We start from the raw sequence: 17,570 nt of genomic DNA, 5'->3' as shown, positions 1-17,570 counted from the left end.
TTTGCGCCTATTCAGCAGCCTGAACGCGTACAGGCGTCCTTGCCTCGAGTTCGCGAACCAGCGGGATCACATGCTTGCCGAAGAATTCGACTTCTTCCTGGAAATGCAGGAACCCGAGCAGGATCAGGTCGGCGCCGGCACCCTTGAGCTCGATGATCCGTTCAGCGACTTGCTGTGGCGTGCCGATCAGGTTCGAGCGGAAGCCGTCGTTGTATTGAACGAGATCCTGGAAAGTGGATTTGGCCCAGTTGCCCTCGCGCTCGGGGCTGGCATTCCCGGCGTTCTGGACCTCGTGGTGGAAGCCGCGGACCGCATCGGGGATCGCCTTGTCGAGGATTTCCTGCAGGATCTCCCTGGCTTCCTTTTCAGTCTGCCGGACAATGCCGAATGCGTTGATGCCGATCTTGGTCTTAAAGCTCTTGCCGAAAGTCTTCTCCTTGGACCTGATGTCCTCGACCTGCGCTTTTAGCCCCTCTGGCGTATTCCCGTTGGTGAAATACCAGTCGGACACGCGGGCGGCCAAGTCGCGGGCGGCGCGCGAAGAGCCACCTTGGAAGATCTCGGGAAGCGGCTCCAAGGGCTTCGGTTTGAGCGAGTACTCGTTGAACCGATAGAAATCCCCCTTGAGCGCGAAGCTCTCTTCCGTCCAGATCCCGCGGAGAGCACGGATGATTTCCTCCGAACGCCGGTAGCGCTCATCATGATCGAGCCAAGGCTCACCGATTGCATTGAAGGCCCCGGAACCAGCCTTATACGACGTTGACCGCAACGCGCCCACTGCTGAGCTGACTGATCGTCGCAATCTGCTTGGCGGCTACGGCGGGATTCCACGGCCCAGGCAGGAGAGCGGCGATGACTTTCAGCTTTTCCGTCGCCGCCAGCAGCGCCTGCGAAAAACTGACCGGCTCATGCTGATTATCGGCCCCGTAACCCGCCGTGAAGCGGATCTGGCTGAGAGCGTAGTCGAAGCCAGCCTTCTCCGCGATCTGGGCGAGCTTCCGGTTGTAGTCGATGTCCCAGCTGGTACGCTGCTCGATCGAAGAAATCACGAGGCCGCCGGATACGTTCGGCACCCAGTAGGCGAATTTGATCGGTTCGTTGTTTACAGACATCCTGGTTTGTCTCTTGAGAATGACACTTACTGCGAGGTGGGCGCGGCATGAGCGCGCAGCACCATGCGACCACGCCGCTCAAAACGAGCGGGCGCCGACACTGCTGTTCAGCCAGCGTTTGGGTTATTGATTTCGAGGATCTAGAGCGATCTCAGGCCAGATCGTCCCTATGAATTAAGACGCCGCTCAGGAACAACACGAACACAACTGGTCGACTAGCTTGCTCGGAATCGGATGCGTAACACTGTCGAGCACGTAGTTGCGCATTGTCCGCGCTCCTGAGTGGCACCATCGCCTGATGATCAATCCTCTCAGAGATTGTTCGACCATGCGAGTCCAAGACGAACTATTTTTCGCCACGCGGAGAAAATCAGCTTCCTTTTGTTTAGCGGCGAACGCATCGTTTGTTGCTGTGTGGGTGCAAGCTGATCATTTCCTCGCCGCGCAGAAGCTCATTCAATCGCCACGGCCGTACGGCGGCATCGGCATAGCCACGTGCACCAAATACTGCGGCTTCGGCCGCTGACTGGAATATTCCAATCGCACTCGCTGGCATCTGAGATCACTTGCTCTGCCGAAGAGATCGGAGACATAGAATTCGCATGATCGGACCGGCTATTGCCGTCCAACATGCAAGCACGCCCGGCACTGGACGCAATCAAACGAACGACCCAACGGATTCAGCGCAGAATGGGTGGGGTCGAGCGAACGGCAACAAGAGTCTGAACGGCCCGCCCGTTCATCCAACGCCGTCCTTGGCTGACCTAACGACGTTCGCTCCAGCCCAATTGCCTTCCCTGTCGCTCGTAGGCGTAGATCGGATTGATACCGCAATAGGCATATGTGCCGGATGCCGTAGCCATGCACTGGCTATAGGTTGAGAACTGGCAGTTGCCCGGATATCCCCAGGCTCGGCCCTGCAAGCAATAAACATCTTGGCGGGCCGGTGGGGGGTACGAATGAACCCGTGAAGCGGCGGTCGAGCCTGATCCAAAGCCGACGAGGATAGGAAGTGTTACCACTCCGATAGCGAGAAGGTAGCGCATGCGATCTCTTGCCTCCGTTAATTAGCTGAAGGATAGAGGATCCGAATTGAACGGTTTGATCTTAATGAATGGCAGATGGCGGGTCCAGTCGGACATTGTCAGCAAGACCATCACCCGTGGGGAGAGACCGAGCGGGACACTTGAGCAGGACGTTGGATAAGGGTGGGGAGCAATGAGAGGGTTGGAGCGGATTATGCTACCCGTCCTCGGTCCTGAGCTAACCCCGCATTTCGAAGCAGACTTCCAGCGACACTGCGTTGCGAAACGCATCTTTTAAGCGCGACGCGGCGCCTTCGCGCAGCAGAACTCTCGTATGGCCGACTCGTTTTGGTCGCTCCAACGCGTGTTGGCCAGCACACAGCCCCGACGGAGGCCTCAATTGCGTCACCTCAACTGTTGCGCGGGCACTGCGTCACTACGACACGACTTCCTCTTTTCATGGACGCTTGTTAAACACTCTGCAGGCATCCATAGATTGCGCCCAATTTATTCGCGAGGCTCCAATTCACTTCGCATATTCTGGTTCAGGAGTGTCGGACCATGTTTGTGAGCGTCACCACAGACCAAAGATCCCGCATCAATTCGCTCAGTGAGTTCGGCATATCGAGCGGGTCAAATCCGATCGTAAGCTTGAGCGAATTCACTTACAAGAAAGGTAAGATCATCTACATCGAGAGTGACCCAGCCGAGTACGTCTATCAGGTCAGAAAAGGCGCGGTACGGACCTGCAAATTACTCCCCGATGGATGGCGCCAGATCGGCGCATTTCATTTGCCGGGTGATATTTTCGAGAACGGCGGAGCCCACCGATTTACGGCGGAAGCGATCACCCACACCACTGTTCGCCTGATCAGGCGGCTACATCTTGAGACGGTGGCCGAGACTGACGCGGTTGTCTGGCGCACCCTGCTCAGCTTGACTACGAATAACTTGCAGCACGCCGAAAACCATATGCTGCTGCTCGGGCGCAAGACTGCTCTGCAGCGCGTTGCCGCGTTCTTGCACGAAATGAATGAACGGCTCACGGCTGCTGACGTGATCTCGCTCCCGATGTCTCGGCGTGACATCGCGGATTACCTTGGCCTGACCATCGAGACCGTTTCGCGCGCAGTATCACAATTGCATAGTGATGGCATCCTAGATTTCATCGGCAATACTCAACGCGAGATCATGATTCGGGACCGGCAGCGGCTCGCGAGCCTTGACATGCAAAGCTAAACGCGGATCGGCGTGAGCCCCTTCGGTCACAGCCAGGATCACCTGCGCAGCAAATTACCGGACTGCAGGCATAAAATCATCCGCACCTTTGAGGCGCTCGAATCCGCTCCGAAGCGCTATTTCCCAACGCTGCGATGTGACTTCGCGCAGCGCCGGTTAACGCCTCTGGATCATACAGCTTCTTGAACCAACTGGTCAGAATGTTGATGGCGATCCATCCTTTGGAATAGGCTCTCGACCGCCGTTTCGCTCGAATGGAATGCATTCAGGTTTACGAACGTCGCGCTCTTTATCGTATCCAAGTCATGCACTCGTCGCCGCGAATTTGCGATGACCATTTTGCGCAGCAGATTTTTTCCTTGAAGCGCGCGCCGCTTCGAACAATTGTCTTGGATCCCGCAGAAATACAGTCTGGCTCTCCAACCACAAGGGACTATTCTTCGTGAGCGTTGATTTTTCAACTACTGAGTTGACCGGAGAGAAGCAGAACGATGACCATTCACATCGCGAGCCTCACCACCAGCGACGGAGAATTGGAAAAGCGATTCGCGCCGGTCTTTCAGAGGATCGCCGCGGGTGCGGTGGAGCGCGAGCGAAACCGCGCCCTCCCCTTCGAGGCGATAACGCTGCTCAAGGAGGCAGGCTTTGGAGCCTTGCGGGTTCCGGTCGAGTTCGGTGGTCTCGGCGCATCGCTTCGTCAGACCTCGATCTGCTCATTGCACTTGTGGCTGCGGACTCCGATCTGGCACAGGCGCTGAGGGCACATTTCAACCTGGTCGAGGACTTGCGCCTGGACAAGGACGAGGCGACCAAAGCGCGGTGGCTCAGAGCCATCGCGAACGGTGCCCTCATCAGGGCCGCGACAACCGAGTTGGGCGTCGGCGCTGTCGATCGCTACCGGACGGCGGTGACGTCGGACGGAGACGGACTACAGCTCAATGGCACGAAATATTACACGACTGGCAACCCTTTACGCCGATCACTTGATCGTAGCGGCTGACCAGAGCGGCAAGCGGATCGCCGTACTTGTCGATGCCGACCAGCCCGGCGTCAGCATCTACGACGACTGAGATGCTTCGGCCTGAGACTTACCGCAAGCAGTTCAGCTCATTTCAGGAATGTAGCGATCCTCGAGGACCGAATTCTTGGTCCTGGATATGGAACGGAAGGCCGGGTCTTTGGAACGGCCTATGTTCAGTTGCTCCTGCTTGCGACCCCCGCTGGAATTGCGCGGCGCGCCGCTAGTGACACGACGGAGTGGGTTAAGGCGCGAACCCGTACCTTTACTCACGCGGTTGCCGACCTGCCGCGGAGCGATCCGCTCGTGCAACAGGTTATCGGCAGGCTTTTCAGCGCGGCTTTTGGTGCGCGAGCAGCAGTCCTCGCCGGCGTCGATGAGCTTGCGAGAACACTCGACGGCCGCCAACAGGACCCGCAACAGCTTGATGCGTCTGAGCCGCGACAGCACAGGCACAGGTGGTTGTCGTCAAGCTTGTTTCGACGCCACGACCGAGCTTTTCGAGGTCGGCGGAGCCTCTCTGATCTCCGAGAAGCTCGCGATCGACCGGCATTGGCGCAACGCGCGCACCATCGCCTCGCACAAGCCGGTGGACTTCAAGCTCCGCGCGATCGGCGGATATGAATTGAATGACGAAGCCCTGCCATACGCATGGAGCGCAGGTATCCGAGCGACACGACAATACAGCAGCTAACCACTGGCTTTTCGGCAGCTTCATGCTTGGCCCAGGCGAGGCCGCTCGGCCCCCATGGACGCGATTGCCGGACGTCCACCATCTGCGACGGGCTAAGGACGCGGTGAGCGGCCGTGGTCACCGTATCTCGGCGACAGTGCCGGTGCTCCTGCTGTAGCAAGGCGAGATGCTCGCCTGGTCGATCTGCCTCTTCTGGTCCTCGGAATTGAGCTGGTGCGAGACTTAGCCTCGCACTTCCTCTAATTGGCATTGCAAGGATGCCAGCCACCCGATAAACGATCCCCTGCAACCTCGCTGGCTGGTTTTCGATGGTCGCCTGGACTGGGCCTGTAGCTCAATGGTTAGAGCCGGCCGCTCATAACGGTCTGGTTCCTGGTTCGAATCCAGGCGGGCCTACCAGCATTGTTGTTGTTGCTGCTGTTGTCTCCTCGTCTCACCACACCATCAGCACCATGGCCCAGAAGATCTACGACACTCCAGATTTCTTCGCTGGCTACAAGCAATTGCCCCGGCAGGTGCATGGGCTGGACGGCGCTCCTGAATGGCCGAGATCCGGGCTATGCTGCCGGACCTCGTCGGAAAGCGTGTGGTCGATCTGGGGTGTGGTGGCGGTTGGGTCTCCCGCTGGATGCGCGAACAAGGTGCGGCCTCTGTCCTTGGTCTCGATTTGTCGCAAAACATGATCGCGCGAGCAAAAGCGGACACGGCGGACGATGCCATTACGTATCGGATTGCCGATCTCGACACGTTGGAGTTACCGGAGGCCGCTTTTGACCTCGCTTACAGTGCGCTGACCTTCCACTATGTTCAGGATTTTGGCCGCCTCGTGCGTGCGATTCGCAGAATGCTGGTCCCCGGCGGGCATTTGGTTTTCACGATAGAGCATCCGATTTTCATGGCAGCAGCGCATCCGCACTGGATCCGCGATGAGGACGGCCGGAAGACTTGGCCCGTGAATCGATACTCCCTTGAGGGAGAACGGCGGACGGATTGGTTCGTCAAGGGCGTGCTGAAATATCACAGAACGATCGGCACCACGCTGAATGCGCTGATTGATGCAGATTTCCAGATTCGGCGGGTTAAGGAGTTTGCTCCGACAGACGATCAGATACAGCAGCGGCTGGAATTGGCTGAGGAATTGGAACGCCCCATGATGTTACTCGTTTCCGCGTCCACATAGGCCGGCGAGGAGCTGTCGCAATAAAGGCACGCCATCCCACTCCTAGGTAAACGGCGCGGACGAATCGACCGGATGGGGGCTCATTTTGACGAGTATGCCTGCTATATGTTTCAACTGTCGTCCAGAACCAAGGCTTGAGCATAGACGCTGAGGCCGGAAGAGAGTTGATTCATGTTGCTTCTCAACCCGCACGTCGATCACCGAGCTATTCTAGATGCCTGCGATGCGGACACCTTAAGTGTCGAGGCCGCTCGCGAAGTCGAGCGGTTTCTTAGGCATCGCGAAGGTCACAAGGAAACGCCACTCCTTTCATTGCCAGGCCTTGCTCGTGAGATCGGCGTGGGCTCGATCTACCTCAAGGACGAGGGGCATCGACTTGGACTTGGCAGTTTCAAGGCTTTGGGCGGCTCTTATGCCGTGATCCGGCTTGTGCTGGAGGAAGCAACGCGGCAGCTGGGCCGAGCCGTTGACGTATCAGGGCTGCACACACCTAAAGTGAAGGCCGTCGCGCGAAAAATGACTGTATCGTGCGCCACAGATGGCAATCATGGCAGGTCAGTGGCTCAAGGTGCTCAGCTCGTCGGTACGAGGTGCGCCATCTTCGTTCACGCAGGTGTCAGCGACGAGCGTATTGCGGCGATCGCTCGCTTTGGCGCGCAGATGATCCGCGTCAATGGCAACTACGACGACTCCGTCGCCGAAGCCTCAAAAGTTGCTGCGGAAAACGACTGGATCACGGTGTCTGATACTTCCTGGCCGGGCTACGAGCGTATTCCCGGACTCGTGATGCAGGGATATACCGCCGTCTTGAGCGAAGCACTACGCCAATTGCCCCAAGCTCCAACCCACGTCTTCGTGCAGTCGGGTGTGGGAGGAGTCGCAGCAGCGATCGCGGGGCATTTTTCAGTTCTGCTGGGCGATAGCCGCCCGTTTTTTACGGTTGTCGACCCCGCGCGCGCGGCGTGCCTCTTTGAAAGCGCCCGGGCCGGACACCCAGTAAAAGTAGATCATGGGCAGCCGACGGTGATGGCGATGCTCGAATGCTACGAACCCTCGCTCGTCGCCTGGCGCATCCTTTCACGGGTAGCGGATGCGTTTATGACTGTCGACGACGCGGACGCTATCAGCGTCATGAGGCGGCTTGCGAATGCCAGGCATGGCGACCCCGCTGTCGTCGCAGGCGAAAGTGGCGGTGTCGGTCTTGCAGGCTTGCTGAAGGTTGCCTCCGACCAGAACCTGCGGGGAAAGATTGGTCTTGGACGAAATGCGCGGGTCTTTCTGATCAACACAGAGGGTGCGACCGATCCACACCTCTACGAGGAGTTCGTCGGCCTGTCGCCAGCGCAGGTGACCGCGCGAAATACTCCGCCGACCAAGGACCAGTAAGCGGCACGCTTGGGAGCCTAACGGCGTGATGATCGCGATTTCCCTAGCAGTCGGGATCCAATTTTTTGTTTCGATTCCTGCCGAAGGCTTTCAAGTCGCTCGATGGCTTCACCGCGAAGCTAAAGCTGGCCTGCAAGACAGGTCCATGATCATCGCGAACTTCAACTGCCATGCGGTGATCCGGCCTGCTTCTGGCCCATGCGCGCGCCATCTCCGAGAGCGCAGCAGTCGCTTCTTCGCGTGCAGCCTCGTTATGGGCTAGCTCCACACCTTCATCGTCGCGGATAAATTGGCCTCCGTCGCGGATATCAAAATAGTATCTCTTCATGATCGACCTAACAGCCTTTCCGGCTCCAGACGATGTTGCTAACGTCTTCGAAGTGCTGAACATGGCCCTGCTTCAAATGGAAATGACGAGAGGCGGTTTCGTTGTGTCGGAAACGTTCAGGCGCTTCTTGGACTGCAGCACTGTCCGCCGGGAGCAGTGCCCGATCAGGCCATCCTTTCCGCCACAGACGGCGCAGCTTGTCGCTTCTGGCGAAACGAATGTGGTCGACAGAGCACAACTCTGCGGCTTCCGCGGCTACGATGGAGAAAAGCCCTCCCGCTTCTTAAATCAAGACAAACGCGAGCAAGCTGGAGCAGAGAAGCGTGATGCCGGCAGCGGTCAGGGCCAATAGGCTGTCCGAAACAAGATCATGATTGCGCATGAAACGTCCTCGATTGTGCCAGGACGAAGCAGCCGCCGCTGCCTTCCTCTATTTGATCAGCATTTTTGCTCGAATCTGCTGCACAATTCCTCCCCTTATAGTAGGGAGTGCGCATGTTTTCGTCGCTGCTGGGCCAATGCTCGCCGTTTTGCAGCAAGACGAAAGGGACATCGATTATGGGATTTGGCGAACCAGTTCCGTGGCCTTCATTCCGTTCCAGTTTCGCCGCTACTCTTCGCCTCCGCTGTCAAAATTGGATGTGAGCGTTTCACAATTGCGATACAGCTTGTTGATTAAACTTGTCGAATGCGGGGGCTCTTTATTCTTCTTGTCGCCTTTGTAATCATGTTGGCGGCTCGCGGTCAGCACCATTCTGGCTTAGTGCCGCGCCCCACTGCGCCCATTCCGCTGGTCAACGTGCCCTAGTTCAATGAGCGAGCAGGAACTACTTGGCGCACTTCATCAATCCCCAGGAAACATAGTGACACCGCTCAGACTTATACTCCCGATCTATACGGCAACCTTCGTCGCCAGCACTTCGTCCGCGCTCGCCTGGGGTCAACTCGGTCATTCGGTTATCGCAGAATTGGCCCAACGGCGTTTGAGTCCTGCCGCACGAGCCAAGCTCAAGGATTTGATCGGGGACGCCTCTCTGGCCGCGATCTCAAGTTGGGCCGATGACTACAAATTCACGCTGGACGGAAAGAATACCCATCGGTGGCACTTCGTGGATATCGAGCCGTGCATCAATAATGATCAGGGGGGCAATAAGCTGCACGTCGTCTTGCATGCGAAGCGCTCCGATGGCACGGCATACACACGGGCATCAACATTGCACAGCATGTGGAACGACTCGCTGGTCGATCTGCAGGCATATTCATGGGGCAGTTACGCGGATGCGTTCGATACCAACCCGCTGCCGGCCGTAGAAGCGCCGCCATTCGACGAGGCACGCATCGCCGCTTGGGCCAACGAAACCCACACTCTCGGAATAAACGCTTACCAGCTCCTGCCCCCAGGAACACCTGACCACAATGACGCGGGCCATCCCGTGGACCTCAACAACGATTATGCTGGAGCCATAAAAGCGGATCTGGATGCCGAGTTGGCAAAGGGAGCAGCGCGCCTGAAAGCGATTCTCGACGATGCGCGCTCGGAGGGCCGTAGGCGAATCATCTGGCACTTAGCCCATTTTCTGCGGCTTCGCCTCTACGAGCGCCGTTGCTGGATTGCCGGTAAACGTCAGGGTCATTTGGCTCGGAATAGCCAACCCACGCCAATATGATGATATCCCGCTTGAGCTCGGCCATGGGCGCGACCCCAGCCGGATAGCTCACCAGAATCTAAATTCACCTGACGGACAAAATCGTTTGCAGCTTACCGCCACATGCTTGGCGCTTGGCGAAGTGCATCGATGCCTACATTTTTGAGACGCTCGGGTGTCCGCTCACCGTTGCTAGCAGCTTCAAGAAGCTTCGCGGCGACATGTGCGCGAACGCCGCTATCGCTCGGAGAAACTGCTTCACAGACCTCCTCAAGGATTGCCCGCAAAAGTGCGGTGGTAGCAGCGTCCAACATCGGGACTTCCCTTCACCCTCGACGAGGATGATAGCACCGTATCCAGTGTTTTCGGATTCGGATGGATTACATGCGAGAGATACAAAAGCATTTTGGTCGGTGCTCGGTATCCCTTTTTTCGCCCCTCTGTGGTGTTTTTCTTGACTCCTGTCTTTGAGGGGAGGGCTTGCTGCACTCAGATGATGTCTTGGCGCTCGAACCATTAAACGGGCCGCGGAGCAGTGATGAATAGGCGACCTCTTGCGTCTCAAGAACCTTGACCGGGGCTCAGATTTATCGACAAACTGATCGTTTTTGACGGATTCCACCACAGCGATTGTGGGAAGCTGTGAGACATTTGAGCCAAACGGGACTGGTGTCAGAAGCGGAAGCCGTCCCCGACTGGTGGCCCCTCTGCGTCGTTGGGGCAGCAGCGGGCTGAGGCGCTGCAACTGCGACTTGTCGAGCCCGTGGTCGGCACTTGGTAGATCGCCGGGCCGGGCAAGATAACCTTTAGGCGGAGTACTGGTATTCGATGGCGGCGCATGCGCGCGGTCTGACAACATAAGGGACCGTGGCTTGCCGTGAGTCACGAAGTGGTCCGCCAATTCGCGTAGGAGTCCAGGGGAAATTCGGCATTTTCGTGCCAACGAGCTTGGCCCTCCTCGGCCGAATTTACGATCTTGATGGCGCTGGCAGGCTGGGACAGGCATCAGGGTGTTCCGGTCAACGTGGTTGTAAAACTGATGAAGGTTGATCCATCGTTCGTCACGACGTCCCCAAACTGCTAGAGAGATATCTTCGAATAGACGGTTCGCTTTCCGTCAACTTAGCTCCCCAGACCGTAGCGGCGGCTCCAGGCATGATCAGCTCCGCTCGCTAAAGTGATCCCGCGTTCTGATGTTTTACAATTCAGTCCCCCACAAGTGGAGATGTTGATGAAAAGCGCAAAGGGGCGAGGGTCAATTGGACTGTCCGATCAGTCAGCCTTCAAAATGCCCGCAAGGTCAAAGACCAAAAAGTTGACAGCGACTATGAAGCGGCGAGCGCTAAAAGTTCGGAAATCTGAGCCACGTCCTCCATCTTCCTGAGAGCAATTCTCGTCGGCTGTTTCCCCTCGCGGTGATGAGAATGCTCGCGCGGGACGATGCCCAGCTTAGCAAGTTTCGGAACCAACTTTGATTGAACTGCAATTATCTTCGGCCCGCGAGGCTAGCACTGTTCTACCGAGCTACAACGCCGCCGCATTCTCTTGCAAAAATGTCGACTGGCACAAGCTCGACGGGCGCGTCGATGTGAGCCAGCCCGCCAAAACACCGGCGAGCGCTTGGCCCTTGCCGGATGTTCGCCCCGCGCGCCCGCAGGTTTTCCCTCCATTGAACCGGGCAAGAAGAGAATGGCGCAATCGTCGTAAGCGACTGCTAGCTGTACACTGCTGCGCAGGTGATTATAGCCCGTTAGCCGGATTCTGTGCCGCCACAAAAACTTCGTCGGGGCGTTTAACCAGGTCCTCGCAAATCGACCATCAAGCAATTCTTGCAGCGGATGAATCCGCGACGTAGCGGCGCAATGCGCGTCGCTGCCGAGAATTCAACCGTGATCGACTCACAGAGTTACTTTGGGCTCGAGAGCTGGCTTGACCGTGCAACTGCAATTTGAGCCGTGGGCCAATCTCTGCAAAACCAGCCTTCAGGTACAAAGCCGAGTTGGGGCTCCGGCTCCATACAGGCTGCTTCGGCGCCCCCACTTCAAGCTGGCCCCAGCCCTTTACCGTCCCGAGGCTCACGGCAGCCTCAATAAGGCCCATCGCGACCCCAGACGATCGTTGATCCGGTACAACGTACAGTTCAGTGATGATGCCGTAGGTACCACGCGCAAAAAGCGAGGCGCTTTCCGACAACATGATGATGCCGACAGGGCATTCTTCTATGAAAGCTAGAAAGCCTGAGATACGCTCCTTCATGGCAAGGAGGTTGGCAACGAGCTGGGTCTCCAGGCAGCCTTGCACGTCGCCGGCCCCAAGCTCCGCAAGCATGGCTCCAACCATTTGGGTCACCGTTTCGGTATCATCCAAGGATACTTCACGCGTGGTCACCATGTCACAACCTCCTTCAACCTTTACCAGTAGCGGAGCGGTAGCATGGGTAGGAAAGCTGCAGCACCGCGGCCTCATCAGTTATGCCCTCACATTGACGCTCAGATGACGCCCTGTTCACAACTGCTGAAGGCGACTGATGTTCATTTCTCCTGCTCCAAGCGAACCCGAGAAGTTCTCGGTTGGGCGCAACCGATTTCCCGCCGAGCAGAACTCGTTAACTTCTATGAATAAACATTACCGTATCCGGCAACAGGATATCGGTCGCTGGATTCGAAATGAATCAAATGCCGACGGGACGCTCGTTCGGCGCGCAGACTTATGAAAACCGCCCTCACCTTTCCGGATCATCAACGTTCTAATGTGAAGCACAACGACTATCGCCGATGAGATCAGACAAACCGCAACAGCGCGAGTCAAGAACGGCCTCTTTTTCGTCGCGCTAGGAAACGCACATAGGCGTTTGTTGCCGAATGGGAATACCTCGGCGGAGACGGCTTAATTGCATGTAAGCGCTACTGGCGCGCGCATCCTCCCTCAACTCATTCCTATTTCGGTAGGCCGGCTCTTGTCGTCCATATTCTACAATCATTCAACGTGCGAGAACGTCCTCCGAGCAAGGCCGGCCAAGAACGCGAGCTGGTTACCAGGATCGACACAGGCCCTAACCGAGTCACACGGGGAGCCGCAGCTCAGCGAAAGACCCTAATGACGAGCTGCTCGCTGACGACGAGGACCGGGCTTAACGTCAGGCTGGTGCGCGAACATCTTGCAGCCAGCCACACCCAGTACCCTGGCAGCTTGGCACCAACGCAAATCTGAAGGGAGTCACGAAATCTCAAACTCATCCCCTTTTGAAGGCACTCTTCACAAGTCCAGAGGACATGAACTGCTGAAGCGCTAGCAAGCAAGTTGGGATGTAGCTCTGTAGCGAGGCGGTCCGATCTCCCCATGAACCGGCAGGGTCGAACGCAACGGAAAACTTAGCTCGACGAGCTAACGGTGCTGATATGCACAGTTAAGCCGTTTGAACCCGCTCCAGGAAATCACCGAGTTCGCGCTTCAGCCGCACACTTTCCTGGGACAGCAGCTCGGCAGACCTGAGCACGTGCATCGACGCCCCTCCGGTTTCCTTCGCACGGTGCGTTACCTCACCTGCGTTCGCCGCCACGTGAGTCGTCTTGATCGCCGCTTCCTGCAGATTGACAGCAACAGTCTTGCTCGTCGTCTTCTGCTCGCAGATCGAGGCGACGACGGCCATGGCAATATCCGAGATGCGACCGATAATAACGCCGGTTTCAGCGATGGCTCCGACAGCTTCAGTCGTCGCCAACTGAATGCCGCCAATTTGTTCGCCAATCTCTACAGTAGCCTGCGCGGTTTGTGCCGCGAGAGATTTCACTTCCTGGGCCACAACCGCGAAGCCTCTGCCCCGATCGCCTGCACGCGCGGCTTCGATCGTCGCGTTCAGCGCGAGCAGATTGGTCTGCCGAGCGACCGCAGCGATAAGCTCAATAACGCTGCCGATCCGCTCCGCCGCGGCCGCTAGAGCAGCCATGCGTTGATCGGTAAGATCGGTCTTGCGAACCGCTTCACCCGCCATGTGGGCTGCTTCCTCGACTCGACGGCCGAGATCAGCGACCGTTGTCGCCATTGCGCTTGTCGATGCCGCGGCGTGCTGAACATTGGTGGAAGCTTCTTCCGAAGAGGCGGCGACCTCGATAGAGAGTGCGCGGCTCTGGTCCGCCGAATGGGAAAGGCTTCGCGCGGAAGCTTCAAGTTGAGTCGAGGCTGCCGAGACCGTTTCGATCACTTGTCCTACGCTAGCCTCGAATTCGCCGGCTAATCGCGCGATATCTACTTTGCGCCGCTCTGCAGCAGCCTGGTCCTGTTCGGCCTTGGCCTCGAGCTCAGCCTGGACCTTCTCGCTCGCTCTCAGCTTGAACATTTCGGCTGCTTCGGCCATTTTCGCCAAGCTCATCTTTTCGGCCAAGACCGGGCAGAACCACGTCGAACCTCCCCTCCCCGACCTGGCGCATGGCCGAGGCCATCGAAGCGACAGTTTTGGCAATGCGTTGGCCAAACAGTAGGGAGAGCAGGCCTACAAGCAATGTTGCAAAGCCAACGACCCGGACCATCTTCCTCCGAATTTCTTCCGCTCGGATTTCCACAGCATCCGAACGCGCATCCGCGGCAGCCATAATCTTCAATATTACCGGGCGAATGCGGTCGTAGATCTGACCGAGATCATTCGCTTGGTCGATCAGTGTCTCGCGTGTCACCATAAACGATATGAAACTCGCTTTGTAAGCGCGGTTGAGTTCGAGGATCTGAGATTTGGCCTCTTTAGCCAGGATTGTTTGACCAAGCTCAGTTTCGAATTCCGTCTCCTGATCAGCCAGCTGATCTCCATATTTGTCTTCGCCACAGCATGAAATCCTTCTCGTGGCGGCGCATCATGAGCATCAGGATCGTGAGGCGTGGCTGACCCAGCTGAGCCAGTCGTTGCTCAGCCGCGTGCACAGCGTGGCGCAATTTGCCGTGGAATCCATCATTCTCGCTGAAACCCAGGTTGCGCTGGGCCAAAACTACATTCTGAAAGCGGGTTGCATACAGATTGATGACCGGCCGCAAGAAGGCCGCCTCTTTGAGCGGATCATCGTCAGGCAGCTCGGCCACCAGCGCCTCGATACGAGTTAGGTTCGCCAGCTGATGCTCATGATGATCGGCGTGCTTCTTGACCGACGCTTCGGTTGGCTTGCGGACGAAGTCGCTTGCGATTTGGCCAGACTCCAAGAAGTTTTTGTGACAACGATACGACATAAGCCTTCAACTCACTGCTCGCGTGGGAGTCGCGCTAAACTCGGCTCGCGTAATGCCAAGCTGCGGCGCAGATTGTACCCGTGACAAGAACACCGGAAATTCCGAGCAGTGCCATTTGCTCGCGGAGCCCCATTCGAAGGCGGCGGCGCACCGGTCGCGCTCTCGTGCTAGAAGTAATGCTGCTCATCTCGCCCCTCAAATGATTTTGCACGGTCGGCGCTGATCGACACAGTCCCGACAAGCACGTGCGACGTTGAACGAGATTGGAGTGACCCGCTTCGTTCGGTTGACGACGAGCCGCTGAGTAATCTGGATTGATTTCGAAATCCTGAACTGGCGCACCAACGCCCGCTCGACGGCATGGATGCGTTCGGCTGCCTCCGATCAACCGGACACAATTCATTTATGGAGGAAGACTGATTTCGTATCGGGCCATTCACGCAATAGCTGCGGGCGACGCGTCTTTTACGTATAGAACATGCAATGCATATGCAAAAATCGCTGCCAATAAGCGCTAACAAAGGGGTATTCGAGCGATTAGTTTGCGTGATCAGGCGACGTTCGCGCAAACTTGGAGTTTTCGGAGTGTGAGCGACTTACTCATCTCGATGCTCCTTAGCCCTCTTTGGGCGTTTCCTCCCTGACTTGGCCGTGCGGAAGCTTCGCACGGCCATTCTTTTTGGCGCGTGACCATTGCAGCCACGCCTCAACTGGCGGCCCCAAGCGCCCTGCAAAAGTCTTCCTTCTGGCACGATGCGTTGAGGAAGAAGAGGTGAGAAGAAACTCTTCCTTTCATTCGTTGCGTGGAACGATCGGCCAATTTGTCTATCGTACTGCTCTCCTAATTCCAGGAGCCTCTTCCTAATGAGTGGCCTCCTTGTCTGCCGATCACGAACAGTCCGCGCCAGGCTCCTCGAACACTTTTCGTGAACGAGAACACTGCACGCCGTAAATTGGGCTTCAATCTCGTGGCGGCACTGGCAACGGCAACAACACGTTATCAATGAGCCGGGTTGAGCCGACGAAAGCGGCGACGCAAAGTACCGCGGCGCGGCGCAAAGGACTCTCGGCCGGCTTGAGAGTGTCTGCGTCGACCAACTCGAGGTACTGCAGCCGATCAACAGTCGCCAAATGCTCTTTTGCGATCGACATCAGCCTGCCGGCGTTGCGCTCTCCTGAGCGAAACTGGTCCATTGCCGCGTACAGGCCTCGGCTGATGCCAAGAGCTCGCTGACGCTGTTCTGGGCACAGGGACCGATTACGGCTGCTCATTGCGAGCCCGTCTGGCTCCCGTACGGTGGGCACGGTAACGATTTCGACCGGAAGATTGAGATCATTGGTCATGCGACGAACGACTGCACATTGTTGAAAATCCTTTTGGCCGAAAAACGCAAGGTCCGGCTGCACCATATTGAACAACTTGCAGACGACGGTTGCGACGCCGCGAAAATGCCCCGGTCTGAACGTTCCACACAGTGGTTTTGCGAGTTCGCCTGGCTCAACGAAGGTCTCAAATTGAGCCGGATAGATTTCTTTCACGTCTGGAGCGAAGAGGATCCCAACCCCGTTGTCCTGGCACAATTTCTCATCGCGGGGGAAATCGCGCGGATACGTGCTGAGATCCTCGTTCGGACCGAATTGAGTGGAGTTGACGAAGATGCTGACGACGGTGATGTCACATTGCGCTCGGCTCGCCCCAATGAGCGCCAGGTGACCGGCGTGTAGATAGCCCATTGTCGGCACGAATCCGACCCATTTTTCGGCCTTACGCGCTTCAAGGAGGGAGTGGCGAAGCTCGGTAACTGTCCTGATTATTTGCATATCGAGCTTTACGTCCGGTTCGAGGGGGTCCATTTCGCGATTATGTCGCCGAGGCCCTCGGGAAGCCGATAGGACTCTTCCGGTCCCGGAAATGAACCGTCGCGAACCTCCGCAGCCCAGCGCGAAAGCGCGTCCTGCAGCAGCCGAAAACCGTCTGCATATGCCCGAACGAATTTGGGATGGTGGCCTGCCGTCAGGCCCACTACATCATGGAATACCAGCACCTGCCCCGAACAGGCCGGGCCGGCGCCAATTCCAATGGTCGGAATCGTTAGAGATTCCGTCACCCGCGCCGCAAGCTCGGCTGGAATGCCCTCAAGCACGATGGCGAAGCATCCGGCCTCCTGCAGACGGTGGGCATCTTCGAGCAAGTGCAAGGCGCCATCGGCGTTCCGGCCCTGGACCTTGAACCCACCCATGGTATTAATGCTCTGCGGAGTGAGGCCGAGATGGCCCATGACGGGAATCTCGCAATCGATTAACGCACGCACCATCTCGGTCCTTTTGGCGCCGCCCTCAAGTTTTACAGCATCGGCCCCACGCTGCAGGAAGCCTCCAGCGTTACGTATCGTATCCTCTCGACTGAGGTGAAAGCTAAGAAAAGGCATATCGGCCACGAGCAACGCATGAGGCTTTGTGCGCACAACTGCCTCAAGGTGATGATTCATCATCTGCATGCTGACCGGCAGCGTATGTCCGAATCCGAGGCAGACGTTACCAACGCTGTCTCCGACGAGAATGATATCGACGACCGGGTCAGCGATACGCGCCGTGATCGCGTCGTAAGCTGTGGTCATGGTGATCCGCCGCCGAGCTATGCGGGATTTTGGGTGACGAGGTGATCAGGCGGCGTGGTTTGCCGGCATGTGGATGACCTCGATGCCGTCGTTGAATCTGACACCTGCGATCA

14 protein-coding genes, 1 tRNA gene and 3 pseudogenes are annotated in these 17,570 nt (G+C 57.3%); 9 read left to right on the top strand and 9 right to left on the bottom strand.

Annotated features, from left to right (window positions below; translation table 11 throughout):
• Positions 1 to 7: 7 nt before the first annotated feature.
• Together sfnG and IVA80_RS23855 are read right to left on the bottom strand one after the other, a co-directional pair.
• A pseudogene (gene sfnG, locus IVA80_RS23860) lies at positions 8 to 1,112 on the bottom strand (dimethylsulfone monooxygenase SfnG).
• Between the two features lie 764 nt (positions 1,113 to 1,876).
• Positions 1,877 to 2,158 carry a DUF3551 domain-containing protein gene (locus IVA80_RS23855; protein ID WP_247436098.1) on the bottom strand — a complete coding sequence of 94 codons (282 nt, stop codon included), beginning with the start codon at positions 2,156 to 2,158 and terminating at the stop codon, positions 1,877 to 1,879.
• 540 nt (positions 2,159 to 2,698) lie between these two features.
• Here IVA80_RS23855 and IVA80_RS23850 point away from each other — a divergent pair.
• From IVA80_RS23850 to IVA80_RS23825, 7 genes and pseudogenes are all read left to right on the top strand, one after another.
• Positions 2,699 to 3,376 (top strand): helix-turn-helix domain-containing protein, encoded by a 678-nt coding sequence (locus IVA80_RS23850; protein ID WP_247436095.1) that lies wholly within the window; start codon positions 2,699 to 2,701, stop codon positions 3,374 to 3,376.
• Between the two features lie 491 nt (positions 3,377 to 3,867).
• Positions 3,868 to 4,134, top strand: a complete 267-nt coding sequence (locus tag IVA80_RS23845; protein ID WP_247436091.1) for an acyl-CoA dehydrogenase family protein — start codon at positions 3,868 to 3,870, stop codon at positions 4,132 to 4,134.
• Between the two features lie 180 nt (positions 4,135 to 4,314).
• On the top strand, positions 4,315 to 4,446 hold the full coding sequence (locus IVA80_RS38400; RefSeq protein WP_256467510.1) for a hypothetical protein: 132 nt from the start codon (positions 4,315 to 4,317) through the stop codon (positions 4,444 to 4,446).
• A gap of 294 nt (positions 4,447 to 4,740) precedes the next feature.
• Entirely contained in the window at positions 4,741 to 5,088 is a 348-nt protein-coding gene (locus IVA80_RS23840) for a hypothetical protein (RefSeq protein WP_247436088.1), read from the top strand.
• A gap of 323 nt (positions 5,089 to 5,411) precedes the next feature.
• Positions 5,412 to 5,487 (top strand) — tRNA-Ile (locus IVA80_RS23835).
• Positions 5,488 to 5,540: 53 nt separating this feature from the next.
• Positions 5,541 to 6,268: pseudogene (locus IVA80_RS23830) on the top strand (class I SAM-dependent methyltransferase).
• Between the two features lie 171 nt (positions 6,269 to 6,439).
• Positions 6,440 to 7,654: a diaminopropionate ammonia-lyase gene (locus IVA80_RS23825; RefSeq protein ID WP_247436085.1), complete on the top strand. Its 1,215-nt coding sequence runs from the start codon at positions 6,440 to 6,442 to the stop codon at positions 7,652 to 7,654.
• A 43-nt stretch (positions 7,655 to 7,697) separates the two neighbouring features.
• Here IVA80_RS23825 and IVA80_RS23820 read toward each other — a convergent pair whose 3' ends face one another.
• Positions 7,698 to 7,982 (bottom strand): hypothetical protein, encoded by a 285-nt coding sequence (locus tag IVA80_RS23820; RefSeq protein ID WP_247436082.1) that lies wholly within the window; start codon positions 7,980 to 7,982, stop codon positions 7,698 to 7,700.
• Between IVA80_RS23820 and IVA80_RS23815 the strand changes: the two genes are divergently transcribed.
• Both IVA80_RS23815 and IVA80_RS23810 read left to right on the top strand, forming a co-directional pair.
• Entirely contained in the window at positions 7,981 to 8,334 is a 354-nt protein-coding gene (locus IVA80_RS23815) for a hypothetical protein (protein WP_247436080.1), read from the top strand. The two genes, IVA80_RS23820 and IVA80_RS23815, sit on opposite strands and share 2 nt — an antisense overlap.
• Before the next feature lie 460 nt (positions 8,335 to 8,794).
• Positions 8,795 to 9,649, top strand: a complete 855-nt coding sequence (locus tag IVA80_RS23810) for a S1/P1 nuclease (RefSeq protein ID WP_247436077.1) — start codon at positions 8,795 to 8,797, stop codon at positions 9,647 to 9,649.
• Positions 9,650 to 11,446: 1,797 nt separating this feature from the next.
• On the opposite strand, the gene IVA80_RS23800 is transcribed toward IVA80_RS23810, so the two are convergent.
• The 6 genes and pseudogenes from IVA80_RS23800 to panB all read right to left on the bottom strand — a co-directional run.
• On the bottom strand, positions 11,447 to 12,019 hold the full coding sequence (locus IVA80_RS23800) for a GNAT family N-acetyltransferase (RefSeq protein ID WP_247436072.1): 573 nt from the start codon (positions 12,017 to 12,019) through the stop codon (positions 11,447 to 11,449).
• A 1,015-nt stretch (positions 12,020 to 13,034) separates the two neighbouring features.
• Positions 13,035 to 13,982, bottom strand: a complete 948-nt coding sequence (locus IVA80_RS23795; protein ID WP_276007772.1) for a methyl-accepting chemotaxis protein — start codon at positions 13,980 to 13,982, stop codon at positions 13,035 to 13,037.
• On the bottom strand, positions 13,927 to 14,301 hold the full coding sequence (locus IVA80_RS23790; RefSeq protein WP_247436070.1) for a HAMP domain-containing protein: 375 nt from the start codon (positions 14,299 to 14,301) through the stop codon (positions 13,927 to 13,929). The genes IVA80_RS23795 and IVA80_RS23790 overlap by 56 nt, the downstream gene beginning before the upstream one ends.
• Before the next feature lie 109 nt (positions 14,302 to 14,410).
• Positions 14,411 to 14,812, bottom strand: coding sequence for a hypothetical protein (locus IVA80_RS23785; protein WP_247436068.1), 402 nt, complete (start codon positions 14,810 to 14,812; stop codon positions 14,411 to 14,413).
• Between the two features lie 987 nt (positions 14,813 to 15,799).
• Complete coding sequence (gene panC, locus IVA80_RS23780; protein ID WP_247436161.1) at positions 15,800 to 16,660, bottom strand: pantoate--beta-alanine ligase; 861 nt, start codon at positions 16,658 to 16,660, stop codon at positions 15,800 to 15,802.
• Between the two features lie 8 nt (positions 16,661 to 16,668).
• A pseudogene (gene panB, locus IVA80_RS23775) lies at positions 16,669 to 17,469 on the bottom strand (3-methyl-2-oxobutanoate hydroxymethyltransferase); the annotation flags it as partial.
• Positions 17,470 to 17,570 lie beyond the last annotated feature (101 nt).

The organism is Bradyrhizobium sp. 139 (assembly GCF_023074175.1).
Classification (GTDB): domain Bacteria; phylum Pseudomonadota; class Alphaproteobacteria; order Rhizobiales; family Xanthobacteraceae; genus Bradyrhizobium.
Note: the sequence above shows the minus strand (reverse complement) of the source record. Positions and strands in the feature narration are given on the sequence as shown.